Origin of the sequence: Streptomyces sp. NPDC059909, assembly GCF_042730885.1 — a bacterium.
In the GTDB taxonomy this organism is placed as follows: domain Bacteria; phylum Actinomycetota; class Actinomycetes; order Streptomycetales; family Streptomycetaceae; genus Streptomyces.
In genome coordinates, this window is sequence record NZ_JBHWKX010000055.1 from 1 (window position 1) to 19238 (window position 19238).

Annotated in this window: 20 protein-coding genes; 12 read left to right on the plus strand and 8 right to left on the minus strand. The window is 72.0% G+C overall.

The annotated features are described in order from the left end of the window. Positions 1–134: 134 nt before the first annotated feature. Both ACFV9O_RS29090 and ACFV9O_RS29095 read right to left on the minus strand, forming a co-directional pair. Complete coding sequence (locus ACFV9O_RS29090) at positions 135–506, minus strand: fic family toxin-antitoxin system, toxin component (RefSeq protein WP_385422931.1); 372 nt, start codon at positions 504–506, stop codon at positions 135–137. After that, positions 503–742 (minus strand): toxin-antitoxin system HicB family antitoxin, encoded by a 240-nt coding sequence (locus tag ACFV9O_RS29095; protein WP_385422933.1) that lies wholly within the window; start codon positions 740–742, stop codon positions 503–505. Before ACFV9O_RS29095 ends, ACFV9O_RS29090 begins: the two co-directional genes overlap by 4 nt. A gap of 123 nt (positions 743–865) precedes the next feature. Between ACFV9O_RS29095 and ACFV9O_RS29100 the strand changes: the two genes are divergently transcribed. The 6 genes from ACFV9O_RS29100 (at position 866) to ACFV9O_RS29125 (ending at position 8331) form a co-directional block, all read left to right on the plus strand. After that, positions 866–1648 (plus strand): ABC transporter ATP-binding protein, encoded by a 783-nt coding sequence (locus tag ACFV9O_RS29100; RefSeq protein ID WP_385422935.1) that lies wholly within the window; start codon positions 866–868, stop codon positions 1646–1648. A gap of 11 nt (positions 1649–1659) precedes the next feature. Next, positions 1660–4224 carry an ABC transporter permease gene (locus tag ACFV9O_RS29105; RefSeq protein WP_385422938.1) on the plus strand — a complete coding sequence of 855 codons (2565 nt, stop codon included), beginning with the start codon at positions 1660–1662 and terminating at the stop codon, positions 4222–4224. 41 nt (positions 4225–4265) lie between these two features. Continuing rightward, complete coding sequence (locus ACFV9O_RS29110) at positions 4266–5150, plus strand: LLM class F420-dependent oxidoreductase (RefSeq protein ID WP_385422940.1); 885 nt, start codon at positions 4266–4268, stop codon at positions 5148–5150. Between the two features lie 91 nt (positions 5151–5241). Next, the gene (locus ACFV9O_RS29115; protein WP_385422942.1) at positions 5242–5664 is read left to right on the plus strand and encodes a GNAT family N-acetyltransferase; all 423 of its coding nucleotides are present in this window, start codon (positions 5242–5244) and stop codon (positions 5662–5664) included. A gap of 154 nt (positions 5665–5818) precedes the next feature. Then, positions 5819–7312, plus strand: coding sequence for a hemolysin family protein (locus ACFV9O_RS29120; RefSeq protein WP_385422944.1), 1494 nt, complete (start codon positions 5819–5821; stop codon positions 7310–7312). Further along, positions 7309–8331 carry a hemolysin family protein gene (locus ACFV9O_RS29125; protein WP_385422946.1) on the plus strand — a complete coding sequence of 341 codons (1023 nt, stop codon included), beginning with the start codon at positions 7309–7311 and terminating at the stop codon, positions 8329–8331. The genes ACFV9O_RS29120 and ACFV9O_RS29125 overlap by 4 nt, the downstream gene beginning before the upstream one ends. Here ACFV9O_RS29125 and ACFV9O_RS29130 read toward each other — a convergent pair. Next, complete coding sequence (locus ACFV9O_RS29130) at positions 8319–8642, minus strand: holin (protein WP_385422948.1); 324 nt, start codon at positions 8640–8642, stop codon at positions 8319–8321. The two genes, ACFV9O_RS29125 and ACFV9O_RS29130, sit on opposite strands and share 13 nt — an antisense overlap. 142 nt (positions 8643–8784) lie before the next feature. Beyond that, positions 8785–9840, minus strand: a complete 1056-nt coding sequence (locus tag ACFV9O_RS29135) for a maleylpyruvate isomerase family mycothiol-dependent enzyme (protein ID WP_385422950.1) — start codon at positions 9838–9840, stop codon at positions 8785–8787. A gap of 78 nt (positions 9841–9918) precedes the next feature. Here ACFV9O_RS29135 and ACFV9O_RS29140 point away from each other — a divergent pair, with 78 nt between their 5' ends. From ACFV9O_RS29140 to mug, 3 genes are read left to right on the plus strand one after another with little or no spacing between them, the layout of a single operon-like run. Next, positions 9919–10728, plus strand: a complete 810-nt coding sequence (locus tag ACFV9O_RS29140; protein ID WP_385422952.1) for an SGNH/GDSL hydrolase family protein — start codon at positions 9919–9921, stop codon at positions 10726–10728. A 59-nt stretch (positions 10729–10787) separates the two neighbouring features. Continuing rightward, positions 10788–12221, plus strand: a complete 1434-nt coding sequence (gene purB, locus ACFV9O_RS29145) for an adenylosuccinate lyase (protein WP_385422954.1) — start codon at positions 10788–10790, stop codon at positions 12219–12221. Between the two features lie 13 nt (positions 12222–12234). Next, a complete protein-coding gene (gene mug / locus ACFV9O_RS29150) occupies positions 12235–12792 on the plus strand; it encodes a G/U mismatch-specific DNA glycosylase (protein WP_385422956.1) in 558 nt (185 codons plus the stop codon). Here the strand turns inward: mug and ACFV9O_RS29155 are convergent. Then, positions 12789–13226: a hypothetical protein gene (locus ACFV9O_RS29155; RefSeq protein WP_385422958.1), complete on the minus strand. Its 438-nt coding sequence runs from the start codon at positions 13224–13226 to the stop codon at positions 12789–12791. The genes mug and ACFV9O_RS29155 overlap by 4 nt on opposite strands. A gap of 175 nt (positions 13227–13401) precedes the next feature. Between ACFV9O_RS29155 and ACFV9O_RS29160 the strand changes: the two genes are divergently transcribed. Then, positions 13402–14559: an ROK family transcriptional regulator gene (locus ACFV9O_RS29160; RefSeq protein ID WP_385422960.1), complete on the plus strand. Its 1158-nt coding sequence runs from the start codon at positions 13402–13404 to the stop codon at positions 14557–14559. A gap of 136 nt (positions 14560–14695) precedes the next feature. On the opposite strand, the gene ACFV9O_RS29165 is transcribed toward ACFV9O_RS29160, so the two are convergent. Continuing rightward, on the minus strand, positions 14696–15460 hold the full coding sequence (locus tag ACFV9O_RS29165; RefSeq protein WP_385422962.1) for a GntR family transcriptional regulator: 765 nt from the start codon (positions 15458–15460) through the stop codon (positions 14696–14698). A 253-nt stretch (positions 15461–15713) separates the two neighbouring features. Next, entirely contained in the window at positions 15714–16595 is an 882-nt protein-coding gene (sigJ, locus tag ACFV9O_RS29170) for an RNA polymerase sigma factor SigJ (RefSeq protein WP_385422964.1), read from the minus strand. A gap of 136 nt (positions 16596–16731) precedes the next feature. Between sigJ and ACFV9O_RS29175 the strand changes: the two genes are divergently transcribed. After that, complete coding sequence (locus ACFV9O_RS29175) at positions 16732–17388, plus strand: NADPH-dependent F420 reductase (protein WP_385422966.1); 657 nt, start codon at positions 16732–16734, stop codon at positions 17386–17388. Positions 17389–17453: 65 nt separating this feature from the next. On the opposite strand, the gene ACFV9O_RS29180 is transcribed toward ACFV9O_RS29175, so the two are convergent. After that, the gene (locus ACFV9O_RS29180) at positions 17454–17972 is read right to left on the minus strand and encodes a hypothetical protein (protein WP_385422968.1); all 519 of its coding nucleotides are present in this window, start codon (positions 17970–17972) and stop codon (positions 17454–17456) included. 289 nt (positions 17973–18261) lie between these two features. On the opposite strand from ACFV9O_RS29180, the gene ACFV9O_RS29185 reads away from it, so the two are divergent. Beyond that, positions 18262–19092: an alpha/beta fold hydrolase gene (locus ACFV9O_RS29185; protein WP_385422970.1), complete on the plus strand. Its 831-nt coding sequence runs from the start codon at positions 18262–18264 to the stop codon at positions 19090–19092. The last annotated feature ends 146 nt before the right edge of the window (positions 19093–19238 follow it).

Consider the following 19238-nt stretch of genomic DNA (forward strand, 5'->3'; position numbering starts at 1 on the left):
ATCCAAGCCCAACTCCTCGACCTACTCGACGTCGACCCAACCCGCCCACGCTGGCTGGACACTCGTTTCCCCACCTGCGAAAGACGGGCCTAGTCACCGTGCACGGCCGGACGGGCGGCTTCCGCGAATCCGGGTCAGAGGCTCCAGTGGCGGAGCTCGTCGGCGATCGCCCGGACGTCGGCCTTGCCCTCCTTGACGAGCCGCGCGAGGTCCCTGACCTGCTCGGGCGAGGTCACGACCTTCACGCCCGAGGCGACGAGATAGCCGTAGGCGACGGCCGACGCGAACATCGCGTTGGAGTGCTCCAGCGCGGGGACGTGAAGCAGCAACTGCAGCAGGGACGCGGCGCGCGTGTGCGGATCGCTGTAGACGGGCGTGCCGAATATCTCCGCCTCGTGCCGGCTGACGGCGGCGACGAGCGCACCCCAGTCGGTGACCTGCGGATCGCCGGGCGTCTTGTGCTCGGCGACCATGAGGAGCCAGGCCAGGTCGATCGAGAGGTTCACCGCCCGCCCTTGCTCCGCACCGCGTCCGACGCCCCGAACTCGTCCGCGAACACGGATGCGTACTGCTTCATGAAGTCCGCCGCGGCGTCGACGAACGTGCGCCCCACCTCGCCCGCGTCCTGCTGGACGAGCTCCTCGATGTACCGGTTCACGCTCACCCCCCGCTGCTGTGCCCGCCGGCGCGCGGTCTCGGCGGTGCTCTCGTCCACCCGTACGTTCAGCTGAGTCTTCGCCACCTCTTCAAGCTAGCGCGGCGGTGCTAGCGCCGACAACCTCTGGGCATGGCCTTAGGCTCGGGGGTACGCAGCACGGAGCACGGAGTTCGGGAGCCGCAGACGCCCACGATCCGGGAGGCAGCATTGTCCACTCCTGCCACAGCACCTGCCCATGAACCGGCCACGGACGTGCCGCTCGCCGCGCGGGCCCGAGGCCTCACCAAGGCGTACGGCACCGGCGAGACCGCCGTCGTCGCGCTCGACGCGGTGGACGTGGACATCGCCCGCGGGCGCTTCACTGCCGTGATGGGCCCTTCCGGCTCGGGCAAGTCCACGCTGATGCACTGTCTCGCCGGTCTCGACACGGTGTCGGCAGGACGGATCTGGCTCGGCGACACCGAGATCACCGGGCTCAGGGAGCGTGAACTGACGCGGCTGCGGCGGGACCGCATCGGCTTCGTGTTCCAGGCCTTCAATCTGCTGCCGACGCTCACCGCCGCCGAGAACATCACACTGCCGATGGACATCGCCGGACGGAGGCCCGACCGGGAGTGGGTGGACCGGGTCATCGACACCCTGGGGCTCCGTGACCGGCTGGAGCACCGGCCCGCCCAGCTGTCCGGCGGCCAGCAGCAGCGCGTCGCCTGCGCCCGGGCCCTCGCCTCCCGTCCCGAGCTGATCTTCGCCGACGAGCCGACCGGCAACCTCGACTCGCGGTCCGGTGCCGAGGTGCTCGGCTTCCTCAGGGAGGCCGTGGACCGGCTGGACCAGACGGTGGTGATGGTGACCCACGATCCGGGCTCGGCCGCCCACGCGGATCTGGTGCTCTTCCTCGCCGACGGACGGATCGTGGACGTGATGCACGAGCCCACGGCCGAGGCGGTGCTGGAACGCCTCAAGCGTTTCGACGCCCTGCGGAAGAACTGAGGACGGGTGCCGTGCTGAGAGCGACGCTGCGGAGCTTCCTCGCCCACAAGGGCCGGCTGCTGCTGTCGGGCCTCGCGGTCATCCTGTCCGTCGCGTTCGTCGGCGGCTCACTGATCTTCTCGGACACCGTGGCCCGCACCTTCGACCGGCTGTTCGCCTCGACCTCGGCGGATGTGACGGTCTCTCCGAAGGAGGGACTCGACGAGTACGTACCCTCCGGCGTGGTCCGTACGGTGCCGGCATCGCTCGCCCAACGGGTCCGCGGCATCGACGGTGTCGCCGGCGCCCATGTCGACGCGGCCGTCGAGAACGTCACGGTCGTCGACGACCGCAAGGAGCCCGTGGGCCCGACCACCGGGGCCCCCACCATCGCCGCCAACTGGTACGTCACGGACCGCAGTCCGGTGCGGCTCACGTCCGGGCACGTGCCGGAGGGTCCCGCCGAGGCGGTCGTCGACAAGGACACCGCCGACAAGAAGGACGTACGCATCGGGGACACACTCACCGTCGTGACCCAGCCGGGCTCCTTCGACGTCGAGGTCGTCGGCATCGCGACGTTCACCACCACCAACCCGGGTGCGGCGCTGGTCTACCTGGACACGGCGACGGCTCAGCGGAAACTGCTGGGCCGGCCTGACGCGGCCACCTCGATCTCGGTGGACGCGGCCGAAGGGGTGTCCGACGCCGAGCTGAAGCAGCGGATCGGGGCCGCGCTCGGCGACGCGTACGAACTGCGGACGGCGGACGAGCAGGCCGAGTCGGCCGCCGAGCAGCTGGGCGGATTCCTCGATGTGATCAAGTACGTGATGCTCGGCTTCGCCGGCGTGGCGGTCCTCGTCGGGATCTTCCTGATCGTCAACACCTTCTCGATGCTGATCGCCCAGCGGACGCGCGAGTTGGGACTGCTGCGTGCCCTGGGCGCGGACCGGCGGCAGGTACGCCGCTCGGTGCTCACCGAGGCGCTGCTGCTGGGGCTCGTCGGGGCGACGCTGGGGCTGGCCGCAGGGATCGGGCTCGCGGCGGGGCTGATCGAGCTGATGGGCCTGTTCGGGATGAACCTCAAGGCCGCCGAGATGGTGATCGGGACGGCGACGCCCGTCGCGGCGTACGTCGTCGGTCTCGGCGTCACCTTCGTCGCCGCGTACCTCCCGGCCCGCCGCGCGGCCAGGGTGTCGCCCATGGCGGCCCTCGCGGACGCCGAAGTCGCGGATGTGGGACGGCCCCTGAGGATCCGGGCGATTGCCGGTGCGGTCGTGGGGACGGCCGGCTTCGCCGCGCTCGCGGGGTGCGCGGCGAGCGGACGGACGGCGACGGCGTCCCCGCTCCTCGGTCTGGGTGTGGCGCTGACGCTGATCGCCGCCGTGGTGGCCGGTCCGCTGCTGGTGCGGCCGGTGATCAGGCTGCTGGGCGGGGCGTTCCCCCGGTTGTTCGGCCCGGTCGGCCGGATGAGCCAGCGCAACGCGCTGCGCAATCCGCGGCGTACGGGGGCGACGGCCGCCGCGCTGATGATCGGTCTGGCACTGGTGACCGGTCTCTCGGTGGCGAGCGCCTCGATGACCAGGTCCTTCGACCGGCAGATCGACCGCACGCTGGGCGCGGACTTCGTGGTGCAGAACACCAACTTCCAGCCGTTCCCAAGGGAGGTCACCGAGAAGGTGCGGGACGTGGAGGGCGCGGGCACGGTCGTACGGCAGCGTTTCACGCCGCTGGCGCTGACGCTTCCGGACGGCTTGCGGGTGGAGTCCACGGCCGCGGGGTACGACCCCGGGCTCGACGAGGCCGCCAACGTCACGTATGCGAGCGGCGGCACGAGCGCCGCGCTGGCGCCGGACGCCATGGGCATGGACCGGGGCTTCGCCGAGGAGCACGGGGTGCGGACCGGGTCGGTGCTGCCGGTGGAGTTCCCCGGCGGACGGCAGGCCCGGCTGACGGTCGGCGCACTGACGGACATGGACCAGGCCACGGGGCCCGGGATGCAGGGCGGACTGTTCATGGGGCTCGCCACCGTGGACCGGCATGTGCCGGGCGGCCAGGAGAGCGCGGTGTACGTCAACGCGGCCGATGGCGTCGATCCGGGCGAGCTGCGCGTGGCGCTGGAGCAGGCCCTGGATCCGTATCCGCAGGTGCAGGTGAGGGATCAGGCCGACTACAAGGACCTGGTGCGGCAGCAGATCTCGGTGCTCCTCTATCTCGTGTACGCGCTGCTGGGGCTGGCGATCGTCATCGCGGTGCTGGGCGTCGTGAACACGCTGGCGCTCTCGGTGGTCGAGCGGACCCGGGAGATCGGGCTGCTGCGGGCGATCGGTCTCTCGCGGATTCAGCTGCGCCGCATGATCCGGCTGGAATCGGTCGTGATCGCGGTCTTCGGTGCGGTACTCGGGCTCGCGCTGGGCATGGTGTGGGGGGTGGCGGTGCAGCAGGTGCTGGAGCTCGAGGGCATGACCGAGTTCGCCGTGCCCTGGGGGACGGTCGTGGCGGTCGTGGTCGGGTCCGTGGTGGTGGGTCTGGCGGCCGCGGTGCTTCCGGCACTGCGGGCGTCGCGGATGAACGTGCTGGCCGCCATCGCGCACGAGTAGCCGAGCTTGCCGAGCTTGCCGAGCTTCTGAGGAGGAGCCTGATGGTCAGGCCGTTCCGGTTCGGGGTGAACATGGTGACGCCCGCAGAGGGCGAGGAGTGGCGCAAGCGGTGCAGGCGGGCGGATGAGCTCGGCTACGACGTCATCCTGGTGCCCGATCATCTGGGCATGGTGGCGCCGTTTCCGGCCCTGATCGCCGCCGCCGAGGCGACCGAGCGGCCGCGGCTGGGCACGTTCGTCCTCAACGCGGCGTTCTGGAACCCCCATCTGCTCGCCCGGGAGATCGCGACCGCCGACGCCCTGACCGGCGGACGTCTGGAGATCGGGCTGGGCACGGGCTATGTGAAGGCGGAACACGACCGCGCGGGCCTGGAGTTCCTCCCGCCGGGCGGCAGGGTCGGCCACCTGGCCCGCACGGTCGAGGAGGTCGGCCGGCTGCTCGCGGACGAGGGGCACGTGCCGCGGGCGGTGCAGCGTCCCCGGCCTCCGCTGCTGATCGGCGCGAAAGGCGACCGGGTGCTGCGGCTGGCGGCCGAGCACGCGGACATCGTCGCGTTCACCGGGGCGCGCGAGTCGGACGGCGCGATGGTGGCGCTCACCGCCGAGGAACTGGACGAGCGGGTGGCTGCGTACCACTCGTTCGCGGCCGGCCGTGAGACGCCCGCCGAGCTCAACCTGCTCGTACAGGCCCCGACAATCACCGACGACCGCCGGGCCGCCGCCCAGGAGTTGCTGCCGCTGGTCCCGCATCTCCATCTCACCGAGGAGCAGGTGCTGGAACTGCCGCTGCTCGCCATCGGCACCGTGAAGCAGATCGCGGACCAGATGAGGGAGCAGCGCGAGCGCTACGGCTTCTCGTACCTCACCGTGCTCGATCCCTGGATGGAGGCGTTCGGCCAGGTGATCGAGGAGCTCCGGGGAGACTGAGCGGGGCGACCGGGCCGGGCGACGGGGGCGGGCCGTACCGCATCGTGGAATCCCGTCGACGGTTCGCGGGGGCGGTGGTGGGATGGCCGCCATGACTGATCTTCGGATACGGGCCGCGACGACGGCCGACCTCGACGCCGTGCTCGCGTTCTGGAAGGTGGCGGCGGAGGGCACCAGCATCAGCGACGACCGGGCAGGGGTCGAGCGGCTCGTCGCGCGCGACCCCGAGGCGCTGATCCTCGCCGAGCGCGACGGGGAGCTGGCGGGCACGGTGATCGCGGGCTTCGACGGCTGGCGCTGTCATCTGTACCGGCTCGCGGTGCATCCGGAGCACCGGCGGCGCGGGGTGGGAGGGGCGCTGCTCGCGGCCGCGGAGGACCGTTTCGTACGCCTGGGCGGTCGTCGCGGGGACGCGATGGTGCTGGACCGGAACGAGACGGCGCACCACGCGTGGCGGTCGGCCGGATATGCGCCGCAGCCGGAGTGGAGCCGCTGGGTGAAGCCGTTCACCTGACGCGTACGACAAGGTCGCTTTGCCCGTCCTTTACCATGGGTGTCTCAGAACCGATGAACGAAAGGTGTGAGCGTCCGCCCATGGGCGAGCCTCCCAGTAGCAGACATCGCGCGATCCTCCTCCCCCTGGCCGACCATGGGACGGAGGTGAACCGATGACCGAAGTGCTCCTCCTCTTGGTGGCGGTGCTGCTCTGCTTCGCCTGCGGGGCATTCGTCGCGGCGGAGTTCTCGCTCACGACCGTCGAGCGCGCCGACCTCGAGCGGGCGGTGGAGCGCGGCGAGCGCGGGGCCGCGAGCGCCCTGAAGGCCGTGCGCGGACTCACCTTCCAGCTCTCCGGCGCACAGCTCGGCATCACCGTCACCAATCTGGTCGTCGGCATGCTCGCCGAGCCCTCCATCGCCAAGCTGATCAGCGAACCGCTGGAGGCGCTCGGTGTGTCCCCGTCCGTCGCCTCGTCGCTGGCGCTCGTCATCGGGACGGGCCTGTCGACGATCGCGCTGATGGTCGTCGGCGAGCTCGTGCCCAAGAACTGGGCGATCTCGTCGCCGCTGGCGATCGCGAAGGTCGTCGCCACGCCGCAGCGGGTGTTCTCCGCGGCGTTCCGCCCCCTCATCGGTCATCTGAACAACACGGCCAACCGCATGGTGCGACGCCTCGGCCTCGAGCCGACCGAGGAGCTGGCGTCCGCGCGCTCGCCTCAGGAGCTGGTCGCACTGGCCAGGCACTCCGCCAAGGAAGGCGCGCTGGAAGCGGACACCGCCGAGCTGTTCGTCCGCACGCTCAGCCTGGCGGAGCTGACGGCGGAGAACGTGATGACGCCGCGGGTCCAGGTCACAGCCCTCGACATCCAGGCGACGGCGGAGGACGTCGCCAACGCCACGCGGGCCACCGGACTGTCGCGCTTCCCCGTCTACCGGGGCAGCCTCGACAGCGTGGTCGGCATCGCGCACATCAAGGACGTCCTGGCCGTTCCGGCCGAGCGGCGGCCCCGCCATCCCGTGGCGGAGCTGCTGCGCGAGCCGCTGCTGGTGCCCGAGACGCTCACCGTGGACCGGCTGCTGGACCGGCTGTCCGGCAAGCGGACGATGGCGGTCGTGATCGACGAGTACGGCGGTACGGCCGGGGTCGTCACCCTGGAGGACATCGTCGAGGAGGTCGTGGGCGAGGTCCGCGACGAGCACGATCCCCATGAGACGCCTGACCTCGTGAAGGCCGGCGAGGACGCGGACGGACGGGCGCTGTGGTCGGCCGACGGTGCCGCCCGCGACGATCAGCTGGAGGCGATCGGGCTGCGGGTGCCGGAGGGGCCGTACGAGACGCTCGCCGGGCTCGTCGCCACCGCCCTCGGCCGCATTCCCGCCGTCGGCGACACCATCGAACTGTCCGGCTGGCGGCTCGACGTCGTCGACGCGTCCGGCCGGCGCGCGGCGCGGGTGCTGCTGCACGCGCCGCTCGTGGCCGAGGACGCGGACGGCCCGGAGGGCGCGGAGGGCACCGAGGGCGGGGAGGGCTCGACGGGCCGGAGGCGCTTGGGGGGCTCGAGGAGATCGAGGAGTCCGAAGAACTCGGACGGCTCGGACGGGCCCGACGGGCCCGACGGGCCCAGCAGCTCCGACGGATTCGGCAGGGGGAGGTCCGCGCGATGACCGTGATCCAGCTTTTGATCGGTTTTCTGACGCTGGTCGTCAATGCCTTCTTCGTCGGCGCGGAGTTCGCCATGATCTCCGTGCGCCGCAGCCAGATCGAGCCGGCGGCGGAGGCCGGGGACCGGCGGGCCCGGGCCGTCGTCTGGGGCCTGGAGCACGTCTCGGCGCTGCTCGCCGCGGCGCAGCTCGGCATCACCCTGTGCACCCTGGTGCTCGGCGTGGTCGCCGAGCCCGCCATCGCCCACCTGCTGGAGCCGGTCTTCGACGCCGTCGGTGTGCCGCACGGGCTGATCCACCCGATCTCGTTCGTGATCGCGCTGACCGTGGCGACGTATCTGCACATGCTGCTGGGCGAGATGGTGCCGAAGAACATCGCGCTCGCCGAGCCCACGCGGACCGCGCTGCTGCTCGGTCCTCCCCTGGTGAACCTGGCCCGGGCCCTCCGGCCGGTGATCTTCGCGGTCAACGCCTTCGCGAACGGGCTGCTGAAGCTGTTGCGGGTGGAGACCAGGGGCGAGGTTTCGGCGACCTTCTCCGACGACGAACTCGCGCGGTTGGTCAGGGACTCCGGAAGGGCCGGGCTGCTGGACGACAGGGCGGCCGAGCGGCTGCGCGACGCGCTGGAGCTCGGGCGCAGGCCGGTGGCCGATGTGGTGATGCCGGTGGAGCGGGTGGTGTACGCGCAGGTGGGGACCACGCCCGAGCAGCTGGAGCGACTCTCCGCGGAGTCGGGGTTCTCCCGCTTCCCCCTCGTCGACAGCAAGCGCACGATCCTGGGCTACCTGCATGTGAAGGACGCCCTGGACGAGTACCCGCGAGACCGTCCGTTCCCGGTCACGGCGTTGCGGCCCATCGCGCGGGTCCGCGCTTCGACGCCGCTCGACGACGTGCTGACCGCGATGCGCCGCAGCCGGACGCATCTCGCCGCGGTACTGGACGACGACGGCAAGCTCTCCGGTCTGGTCACGATGGAGGACGTGCTCCGGGAGCTGGTCGGCACGCCGGGTCAGCGCCCCTGAGCCGTCGGCGTCCCCTCCGGCTGCTCCGGACGCCCCGGACGCCCCGGACGCCTCCGGCGGTCCATACGCGTACGGGTCGTGGTCTCGGTGATGCCGGGGCCGCGCCCGCCGACCCCGGAGGCGCCGATCGCCGTGAGAACGGCGAGTAGCGTCGCCAGGCCCGCCGTCGCCAGGGCGGCGGGCCAGTCGACGTCGAAGAGGCTCGTCGCGCCGGCCACGAGCACCGCGGCGAGCGACTGGGCGAAGGTGCGGACGGCGCGTTCGGCGGTGGCCTTCCAGAAGTCCGCGCTGAGCAGGCTTGAGCTCGTCATGTACGGGACATACCCAGCCGGAGGTGTCCGGCAGACACTGTCTCGTCGACGAACCGGCCACGACATGGCGTCAGCGACGTGGCGCCAACAGCCGACCAGCCAACGGCGGGTCGGCCCCGACGAGCCGACCGCGCCCTGTCGGCTACAAGGCCGTGGCCGACAGCCAGGCGTCGAGCACGCGCCGGTCGCCGCTGTGCGTGAAACGCGTGTCGGCGGGCGCGTAGCGGCCGTAGACGAGCAGCAGCAGGTCCCCGCTCGCCGCTTCGACGGTGGCGGTGGCCTCACCGCGTGCGGTGGTGGTCCAGCCGGCGCCCTGGTCCTGAAGGCTGATCGTCCAGGTGGCGCCGGTGTCGGTGGCCTTCAGACGCAGGGAGGCGCCCTCACGGACGCGGACGCCGGATCCGGGCGCGGAGCCGTCCTGGTGGGGAGCGGTGAGCGCGGCGACGGGCTCGGCGATCCAGGAGAAGTACGGCAGGTTCTCCAGGAACTCCTCGATGCCGTCGGCGGCCGTGGCGGGCCCGATGCGCGGGGTGCGGCCGAGCGCGAGTTCGACGTCGGCGAGATGGATCACGGCCTCGAACAGCAGCCTTCGGGGGAAGAACCGCACGTGCTGGTCGGCGCCGTGGGACCACATCGGGGCGTCGGGGTCGGTGGCGCGAAGCGTTGCCAGCGTGTCCGCGGCCGAGCGGGCGAGCCATTCGGGGTACGCCGCCGGGTCGTCGGGCAGGCCGAGCGGGACGTCACGGGACCAGACCCGCTCGGTGGCGCGGATGCCGACCACATGGCCGATCCAGCGGTGGGTCGTGCCGTGGTGCTTGACGAGCTCGGCGATGTCCCAGCCGGGGCAGGTCGGCACGGGCGTCGCCGGGTCGGCGTCCCGTACCGTCTCGGCGAAGCGGCGCACATGGTCGTCGATCGCGGCGCAGTAGAGCTCGTGCTGGTCCTCGTCCAGCCCGAACCCTTCCGGCAGCCGCAGCAGATCGTCGCGCCAGGGCTCCGGCTGCCGGAGGGCGGCCGCGCGGAAGAGCCTGCCGAGGGCGAGCCGGTCCGAGGGTGGCAGCCGGTCGAGCACGTAGGCGGTGGTCTCCAGCCATTTGACGGCGGTGTCCGGGTCGAGGACGTCGTCGTCGCAGGTCTCGACGACGGTCACCACGTCCGCCAGAGCCTCGGCCAGGGCGTTCAGCAGCGCATCGCTCACGGGTCTCCCCCTCCGCGTGGGACCGGCTCTCAGGGGCCGGAACCGACGGACCATACCGCGCGGTAGGATCGCTCCGCCATGGAGATGAATGCCTCATACACCAGTTTTGTCGCAGTTGGCGACTCGTTCACCGAGGGCATGTCGGACCTGCTTCCCGACGGCTCGTACCGGGGCTGGGCCGATCTCCTCGCGGCGCGGCTGGCCGCCCGCACGCCCGGCTTCCGGTACGCGAACCTCGCCGTGCGCGGCAAGCTCATCGGGCAGATCGTCGACGAGCAGGTGGAGCGCGCGGCCGCGATGAAGGCGGATGTGGTGACGCTCGTCGGCGGGCTCAACGACACCTTGCGCCCCAAGTGCGACATGGGCCGGGTGCGGGGGCTGCTGGAGGAGGCCGTCGAGCGGCTCGCGCCGTCGTGCGAGCGGCTGGTACTGATGCGGAGCCCCGGCCGCAACGGCCCGGTCATGGAGCGTTTCCGGCCGCGCATGGAGGAGCTGTTCGACCACATCGACATGCTCGCGGCGCGACACGGCGCGCTGGTGGTGGACCTGTACGGGGCGCCCGTCCTCGGCGATCAGCGGCTGTGGGACGTGGACCGGCTGCATCTGACCGCCGAGGGGCACCGCCGGGTCGCCGAGGCGGTGTGGCAGACGCTCGGTCTGGCGGCCGAGGACGACTGGCGGGCGCCGCTGCCTCCGGCGGTGCCGCTCGGGTGGGCGGCCCGGCGGACGGCGGACGTGCGCTTCGCCCGGCAGCATCTGGTGCCATGGATCGGCCGGCGGCTGACCGGGCGGTCGTCCGGGGACGGCCGGCCGTCGAAACGGCCGGAGCTGCTGCCGTACGAGGCCGGGGACCGGCTCCTCCCCGATGACGACGGCGTGCTCTCGTAGCAAGCCACAAATCGGGGCGGGGCGCTGGCCTGCGCAAACCGCCAGTAGAATCCGTTCACGTGACTGCAAAGCCTCGCATCCCCAACGTCCTGGCCGGCCGCTACGCCTCCGCGGAGCTCGCCGTCCTCTGGTCCCCCGAGCAGAAGGTGAAGCTGGAGCGTCAGCTCTGGCTGGCCGTCCTGCGCGCGCAGAAGGACCTCGGGATCGAGGTGCCGGACGCCGCCCTCGCCGACTACGAGCGCGTCCTCGACCAGGTCGACCTCGCCTCCATCGCGGAGCGCGAGAAGGTCACCCGGCACGATGTGAAGGCACGCATCGAGGAGTTCAACGCCCTCGCCGGCCATGAGCACGTGCACAAGGGCATGACCTCCCGCGACCTGACCGAGAACGTCGAGCAGCTCCAGATCCGCCTGTCGCTGGAACTGATGCGCGACCGCACGGTCGCGGTGCTCGCGCGCCTCGGCAAGCTGTCCGGGCAGTACGCGGAGCTGGTCATGGCCGGCCGCTCGCACAATGTCGCGGCCCAGGCCACGACGCTGGGCAAGCGCTTCGCGACGGCCGCGGACGAACTGCTGGTCGCGTACGGGCGGCTGGAGGAGCTCCTCGGCCGCTACCCGCTGCGCGGCATCAAGGGCCCGGTCGGCACCGCGCAGGACATGCTCGACCTGCTCGGCGGGGACGCGTCGAAGCTCGCCGAGCTGGAGCAGCGCATCGCGGGCCACCTGGGCTTCGCCCACGCCTTCACCTCCGTCGGCCAGGTCTACCCGCGGTCCCTGGACTACGACGTCGTGACGACGCTGGTGCAGCTCGCCGCCGCCCCGTCCTCGATGGCGAAGACGATCCGGCTGATGGCCGGGCACGAGCTGGTCACCGAGGGCTTCAAGCCCGGTCAGGTCGGCTCGTCGGCAATGCCGCACAAGATGAACACCCGCTCCTGCGAGCGCGTGAACGGCCTGATGGTCATCCTGCGCGGCTACGCCTCGATGACGGGCGAGCTGGCGGGCGACCAGTGGAACGAGGGCGACGTGTCCTGCTCGGTGGTGCGACGCGTCGCGCTCCCCGACGCGTTCTTCGCGTTCGACGGGCTGCTGGAGACGTTCCTGACGGTGCTGGACGAGTTCGGCGCGTTCCCGGCGGTCGTCGCCCGTGAACTCGACCGCTACCTCCCCTTCCTGGCCACGACCAAGGTCCTGATGGGTGCGGTGCGCGCCGGCGTCGGCCGCGAGGTCGCCCACGAGGCCATCAAGGAGCACGCCGTCGCCTCGGCGCTGGCGATGCGCGAGCAGGGGGCCGAGCGCAACGAGCTGCTCGACAAGCTCTCCGCCGACGACCGCATCCCGCTGGACCGCGCGCAGCTCGACGCCCTGATGGCGGACAAGCTGTCCTTCACCGGCGCGGCGGGCGACCAGGTCGCCTCGGTGGTCTCCCGCATCGAGGAGATCGCCAAGCAGCACCCGGACGCCGCCACGTACGCGCCGGGGTCGATCCTCTGAACCGGGTCCCGTCGTGACCCGGTTCACCCCCGCCGAGCTGGAGGCCGCCCGCGACCGCCTCGTTCCCGATGTGATCGCGGACGGCCTGTCCGTCCTGTTCTGCGGCATCAATCCCGGCCTGATGTCGGCCGCGACGGGCCACCACTTCGCCCGCCCGGGGAACCGCTTCTGGCCGGTGCTGCACCTCTCGGGCTTCACCCCGCGCCGGTTGAAGCCGTCCGAGCAGGACGAGCTGCTGACGTACGGCCTCGGCATCACCAACGTGGCGGCCCGGGCGACCGCGCGGGCCGACGAGCTCAGCGCCGAGGAGTTCCGCGAGGGCGGCCGCCTCCTCACCGGAAAGGTCGAGCGGCTGCGCCCCCGCTGGCTGGCGGTCGCCGGAGTCACCGCGTACCGCACGGCCTTCGGCGACCGTACGGCGCGGATAGGCCCGCAGGAGCGGACGATCGGCGAGACCCGCATCTGGGCGCTGCCCAACCCCAGCGGTCTCAACGCCCACTGGACGGCGCAGACCATGGCGGACGAATTCGCCCGGCTGCGCGCCGCGGCCGGCACGGCGGACACCCTCTAGGGCGGATCGATCGCGGTGACGACCACCAGCAGCTGGTAAGGGAGCTCGGCGTCCCACTTGGACACGCCGAGCAGGACCCACCGGTCCTCCACCCGCCACAGATGTACGTCGGGCACCGAGGCGCTCAGCGTGTCCCAGGGATCCGGTATCTCCTCCGCTTCCTCGAAGGACCGGGTGAACACCGAGTTCAGGCTGAAGACCTGGGGCGGGCCCCAGCGCCGGCTCAGCAGCGCGGCGAGCGCCTCACGCTCCGCTTCGTACTGCTCGCCGACGATCTCCATGTGCGACCGGTCTTCCCAGAAGTCCTCGCTCGTGCTCAGCTCGGCCGTGTGGTAGCCGGGACCGCTGTCGCCCACGTCCGATCTGCCGGGCCGCGCGGGAAAGGGGCGGGCCCGCAGCAGATCGATGGTCGCCAGATGCCGTGCGATGGTCATGGGGTCAGTAAACCTGCCCTCACTGACATTTGGCGGACCGTCAGGTGGACAGCCCGGAGCCCGGTGGGGCGGTTCCCCGCGGTGCGGTGCGAACGGCCCCCGGCGGACGCTCGCCGTGGCCCGTCGCCATTGAGTACGATCCGGCAGACACGCGCACAAGGTGGAAGGACACACGGTGGGCCGGCTGACCGGCGGGGACCCGTCGCTGCTGCGGCGGATCAACTCCGCGGTGGTACTCCATGCGCTGCGGGGCGCCGACTCCCCCACGCTCACCGACCTCACACGGATCACCGGGCTGTCCCGGCCGACCGTCGAGGGTGTGATCGAGGGGCTGATCGAGGCCGGGCTGGTCCTGGAGGCCGCGCCCGAGGAGGGCGAGGCACGGCGGCAGGGGCGGCCGGCGCGGAGGTTCCGGTTCCGGGCGGAGGCCGGGCATCTGCTGGGTGTGGAGATCGGCCCGCACCGCATCGCGGCGCTGCTGTCGGGGCTCGACGGGCGGATCATCGGCGCCGGTTCGCGGGAGGTGCCGGAAACGGCGTCGGCCGAGGAACGGCTCGAGCGGGTGCGTGCGGTCGTCGCCGATGTGCTGCGCAGGACGGGTGTCGCCCGGAGTTCGCTGCGCGCGGTCGGGGTCGGTACGCCGGGGATCGTGGAGGCCGACGGGACCGTGCGGCTGTGCACGGCGCTGCCCGGCTGGACGGGGCTGGCGCTCGGCGAACGGTTGAGGCGCTCGTTCCGCTGCCCGGTACTGGTGGAGAACGACGCCAACGCCGCGGCCGTCGCGGAGCATTGGAAGGGTGCCGCGACGGACTCGGACGACATCGTCTTCGTCCTGGCGGGGTTGAGCCCGGGCGCGGGCTCGCTGATCGGCGGGCGGCTGCACCGGGGTTACGGCGGCGCGGCCGGGGAGATCGGCGCGCTGCATCTGCTGGGCCGCGAGGTCACGCCCGAGACGCTGCTCTCGACGACCGGCGAACCGCTGCACCCCCTGGACGAACGGGCGGTCGCCGAGGTGTTCGCGCATGCCCGGCAGGGGGACGAGCAGGCGCGGGCCGCCGTCGACCGGTTCATCCAGCGGCTGGTGCACGACGTGGCGGCGCTGGTCCTGGCGCTGGACCCGGAGCTGGTGGTCATCGGCGGCTGGGCGGCCGGTCTGGACGGCGTGCTCGACCCACTGCGCGGCGAACTGTCCCGCTACTGCCTCCGTCCGCCCCGCGTGGCGCTCTCGTTGCTCGGCGAGGCCGCGGTGGCGACGGGAGCGCTGCGGTTGGCCCTGGACCATGTGGAGGAGCAGCTGTTCGCCGTCGAGGGAACGGTCACGGCCCGCCGCTGACGTCGCGAGGACCGCGCCCGACCGCCGTCGACCCCGCCCGGACGGTGGCGGACCGCTACTGAGTCCGTGGAAACGGCAACGGCCCGACGCAGAGTGCGTCGGGCCGTCCTTACGGCGTATCAGCGAGCCGGCACGCTCAGGAGGCGCGGCGCTGCTGCGCGTCGTGCCGGATCTCCAGGTCGCCCGAGTCGCCGAAGGTGAGCCGGCAGGTGTCGGCACGGTACGTCGCAACGGACATGACGGCGGTGCGGCCCCCGCTCACGTAGCGCGTCGTGACGACGAGAACCGGCGCGCCGGGGAGTCGGTCCAGCTCCTTGGCATCGTCGGCCCGGGCGGAGCCGAGCTCCACGGCGCGGTCCTGGCCGTCGAGGACCAGTCGCTGCAGCTCGCGCAGGACCCCGCGGGCGCGGGCGGCACCGGAGGGGGCGTCGATGGCGGAGAGGTCGGGCACCGAGCCGGACGGGACGTAGAGCAGCTCGGCCGCGACCGGCTGGCCGTGGGTGACGAGCATCCGGCGAACGATGTGCACGTCCTCCTCGCCGTCCGTGTCGAGCGCGCGGGCCACGGCGGCGGGCGGGCGGGCGACGGTGCAGTCGAGCGGCTGCCACGCGTCCCCGGGTGCACCCGGCCAGCCCTGCGGGGAGGTGGAGACGTCGACGCCCATGCGGGGCGGGGCGACGGTGGTGCCGACGCCGCGGCGGCGCTGCAACCGGCCCTCGAGCTCCAGCTGTTCGAGCGCCTGGCGGAGGGTCGCGCGGGCGACGCCGAAACGGGCAGCCAGCTCGCGCTCGTTGGGCAGGATCTCCCCGACGGAGAAGTCCGAGTCGAGCGCCTCGCCGATCACGGTCTTGAGGTGCCAGTACTTCGGCTCCGGCACCGTTTCCAGCTGCGTGGTCCCCACCCTGTCCTCCGCAATCACCGTGGCCCCGGCGGCTTTCCGTGCCCTTGTTTATTAAAGGTTCCTGCACTAACTCTGCCGACGATAGGGCGGCTCACAGACTTGGTCAAGACCAATCCTCCTGCTCCGAGCCATGGAATCACCGTCTGCCACGGAGCGTTCACAGAAGGTTCGTGCTCCGGCGAAGAAGGGCGCAAAAGCAGCGGCCCCGCATCCGACCGGACGCGGGGCCACCGGCAGCGACGGGATGTCGCGGCTACGCCTCCAGGGCTCCGAGCTTGTCCGGATTCCGCACGAGGTAGATGCACTGGATGCGGCTGTCCCTGACCTCGATCTGGAGGAGGGTGTCCGGGTGTCCGCCCGCGAGCACCAGCAGCCCGGGTGCCCCGTTGACCTCGATGAGCCGGAACTCGGAGTCGGGCAGGGGCTCCTTGGCCACGGCGTGCAGGAAGCGGCCCACCTTGTCCGCGGTCCGGATGACGCGCAGCGGCGCCTTCGACTTGCCTCCGCTGTCACTGACCAGCCGGACATCGGGAGCGAGGAGGTTCAGCAGCGCGTCGAGGTCGCCGCCGGAGGCCGCGGCGAGGAACCGCTCGGTCAGGTCGCGGCGTTCGGCCGGATCGACGTCGTAGCGGGGCTTGCGCTCCTCGACATGGCGGCGGGCCCGGCCCGCGAGCTGCCGCACGGCCGCCTCGCTGCGGTCCAGGGTCGTCGCGATGTCGCCGTACGGAAAGCCGAAGGCCTCCCGCAGCACGAACACGGCGCGTTCCAGCGGTGAGAGCGACTCGAGGACGACGAGGACGGCGAGCGAGACGGACTCCATGAGCACGGCGCGCTCGGCGGTGTCGGGCGCGGTGTGGTCGAGGTCGGTCGCGATGGGCTCGGGCAGCCAGGGTCCGACGTACGCCTCACGGCGCGACTGCGCCTGTCGCAGCCGGTCGATGGCGAGCCGTGTGGTGATCCGTACGAGATAGCCGCGGGGCTCCCGGACGTCGTCCCGTTCCTCCGCCGACCAGCGCAGCCAGGCCTCCTGGACCACGTCCTCGGCGTCGGCGAACCGGCCGAGCATGCGGTAGGCCACTCCCGTCAGCACGGAGCGGTGGGCTTCGAAGACGTCGGTCACGGTGTCGGTAGCCACGGTCCCATCCCAGCCGACACGTCGCCTCATGTCCAGGCCGTCGATGTGCGTCGCTGAGCACATCCGGGCGGGGTCTCGCACAGAATGTGCACGCGGCGGCCGCCGGTGGACGGCGGTCAGGACCTGGGAGGTTCCGATGCGGTACGGAGTGCTGGGCACGGGCGAGGTCGGGCGCACGCTCGCCAGCGAGCTGGTGAAGCTGGGATACGAGGTGCGGATGGGCTCCCGGGACGCGGCCAACCCCGCGGCCGTGGAGTGGGCGGAGGCCGCAGGCCCAGCCGCGAGCCACGGCACGTTCGCCGAGGCGGCGGCCTTCGGCGAGGCGGTGATCTCGGCGGTCGGCGGACGGGTGGCCCTCGCGGCCCTGGAGTCCACGGGCGAGGGGACGCTCGACGGCAAGGTCCTGATCGACGTCTCCAATCCGATCGCGTTCGAGGACGGCCGGCTGCGGCTGTCGCCCGTCGAGTCGGACAGCGTGGGCGAACAGATCCAGCGGGCCTTCCCCCGGGCCCGGGTCGTGAAGACGTTCAACACCGTCAACTGCGCGGTGATGGTGAACCCCGCGAAGGTGCCGGGCGCGCACCAGGTCTTTCTGTCCGGGGACGACGAGGACGCGAAGGAGCGGACGACGGCGCTGCTGGGGGAGTTCGGGTGGCCTGCCGACCGGGTGATCGACCTCGGCGGGATCGAGTCGGCCCGTGCGGTGGAGATGATCGTGCCCCTGTGGTTCACCCTCTTCCAGAAGTTCGGGCACGGGGAGTTCAACTTCGAGGTGCGCAGGGCGGCGCACTAGCAATCGCCACCGCGGACACACCGCGCTGCATGGCCAACCACCCCGCCGGCCGCGTCCCCGGCCTCTCAGCGGTCCGGGGGCCTCGTCAGGCGCAGCTCCTCGAGGATCTCGGTCGCCCTCCGGCCCACTGCGGGATACGACCACCCGAAGCGCAGCGCCGCCGGCCGGGTGACCGCCTCACCCAGCCACTCCGGGTCACCCAGCCGGTGTGCCGCCTTCGCCTTGACCGTCTTTCGGAACAGGTGGCCCACCAGGAAGATGTGGGGGTGTGTGTAGGGGCGCTTGTGGTGGGTGTAGTTCACCGACCAGTCCTCGTACGGGCGGCGCAGCAGTGCCGACACGGAGCAGGCGCTGCGGCCGCCGATCTGCATGTAGCCGCCGAACGCGTCCAGCACGCCCCCGGTGCGGGTGGCCAGCCACGCCCGCGTGGTGGCCTTCACCCTCAGCTCCATGAACCTGGACCAGGGCACGACGGAGTGGGGCTCCGGTGCTCCGAACTTGTGGTGCTCCATGCTTTCGGCGGTGAGGACGAAGCACGAGCCGCCCTCTCGCTTCGGGTCCCCGATGACCCATCGGTCCCCCACCAGTTCCAGCGGCCCCAGGTGCTCCGTCCGGGTCCCCCGTCGGTCTTGTGTTCACCCTGACCCGAAATCTGTCGTCCGGTCGGCCCCGCCCGCGGGCCGCGCCCCCTGGCTCCGCACCTGCAATCGCCACCGCACCCCTGCACCTGGAACGTCCACCGGACCCGAGGGCGCGTGCCAGGACGCGTTGGCGGGTATCCCTTGAACTCGACCCTACTGAGCGGTAATTGTTGCTGACAGCGCGTCTACAAGGGCACGGCCAGGGAGCACCGCAAGCACAGGGAGCAGCAGCATGGCCTCGACGGTCTCGTTCACGATCGATTCCCCCGGCGGAAGCCGCACACTCTCCGTGGCGTACGAACGCCGCGGCACGGGCGAGCCCCTCCTGCTGCTCCACGGCATAGGACACCACTGGCAGGCCTGGGAACCCGTCCTTCCGCTCCTTGCCCCGGAACGCGACGTGATCGCCGTCGACCTGCCCGGTTTCGGCACGTCCCCGGCGCTGCCCGACGGCGTGTCGTACGGGCTCTCGACGGTCGTGCCGGTGCTCGGCGCGCTCTGCGAAGCGCTCGGCGTCGAGCGGCCGCATGTCGCCGGCAACTCCCTCGGCGGGCTCCTCGCCCTGGAGCTGGGCCGCGAGAAGCTCGTACGGTCCGTCACGGCCCTCTCCCCCGCCGGTTTCTGGACGGAGAGCGAACGCCGGTACGCCTTCGGGACGCTGCTCGCGATGCGGCGCGGCGCCCGGATGCTCCCCCTGCCGATGATCGGGCGGCTGTCGCGGACGGCCGCCGGGCGGGCGGCTCTGACGAGCACCATCTACGCCCGGCCCGGGCGCCGTTCACCCGAGGCGGTCGTCGCCGAGACGCTCGCGCTGCGCGACGCGACCGGCTTCCACCGGACCCTCGACGCCGGCCGCCAGGTCCTCTTCACCGACGATGTGCCGGGCCTGCCCGTCACCGTGGCCTGGGGCACCCGCGACCGGCTGCTGCTGCGCCGCCAGGGCGCCCGCGCCAAGCACGCCATCCCCGGCGCCCGGCTGGTGCGGCTGCCCGGCTGCGGTCATGTGCCGATGAACGACGACCCCGCGCTCGTCGCCCGCGTCATCCTCGACGGCAGTCGCTGAATCCAACACCGCCGCGCCGACCGGCCGCCGGCCCTCGGTCAGAGCTCCAGGCTGCCCGCGCACCGTTGTTCATGCGGGGTTCGCGTGCCCGCCGCCGCTGGGCACTAGGCAGGGACACGACACCTTCCCCTCCCTCCCTGGAGGCT

Excerpts from the sequence above, each read along its gene's own strand:
- ACFV9O_RS29115 (WP_385422942.1), top strand. The coding sequence starts at position 5,242 with ATGACTGATCTTCGGATACGGGCCGCGACGACGGCCGACCTCGACGCC.
- ACFV9O_RS29185 (WP_385422970.1), top strand. The coding sequence starts at position 18,262 with ATGGCCTCGACGGTCTCGTTCACGATCGATTCCCCCGGCGGAAGCCGC.
- ACFV9O_RS29175 (WP_385422966.1), top strand. The coding sequence starts at position 16,732 with ATGCGGTACGGAGTGCTGGGCACGGGCGAGGTCGGGCGCACGCTCGCC.
- ACFV9O_RS29110 (WP_385422940.1), top strand. The coding sequence starts at position 4,266 with ATGGTCAGGCCGTTCCGGTTCGGGGTGAACATGGTGACGCCCGCAGAG.
- ACFV9O_RS29130 (WP_385422948.1), bottom strand. The coding sequence starts at position 8,642 with ATGACGAGCTCAAGCCTGCTCAGCGCGGACTTCTGGAAGGCCACCGCC.
- ACFV9O_RS29125 (WP_385422946.1), top strand. The coding sequence starts at position 7,309 with ATGACCGTGATCCAGCTTTTGATCGGTTTTCTGACGCTGGTCGTCAAT.
- ACFV9O_RS29140 (WP_385422952.1), top strand. The coding sequence starts at position 9,919 with ATGGAGATGAATGCCTCATACACCAGTTTTGTCGCAGTTGGCGACTCG.
- ACFV9O_RS29120 (WP_385422944.1), top strand. The coding sequence starts at position 5,819 with ATGACCGAAGTGCTCCTCCTCTTGGTGGCGGTGCTGCTCTGCTTCGCC.
- ACFV9O_RS29155 (WP_385422958.1), bottom strand. The coding sequence starts at position 13,226 with ATGACCATCGCACGGCATCTGGCGACCATCGATCTGCTGCGGGCCCGC.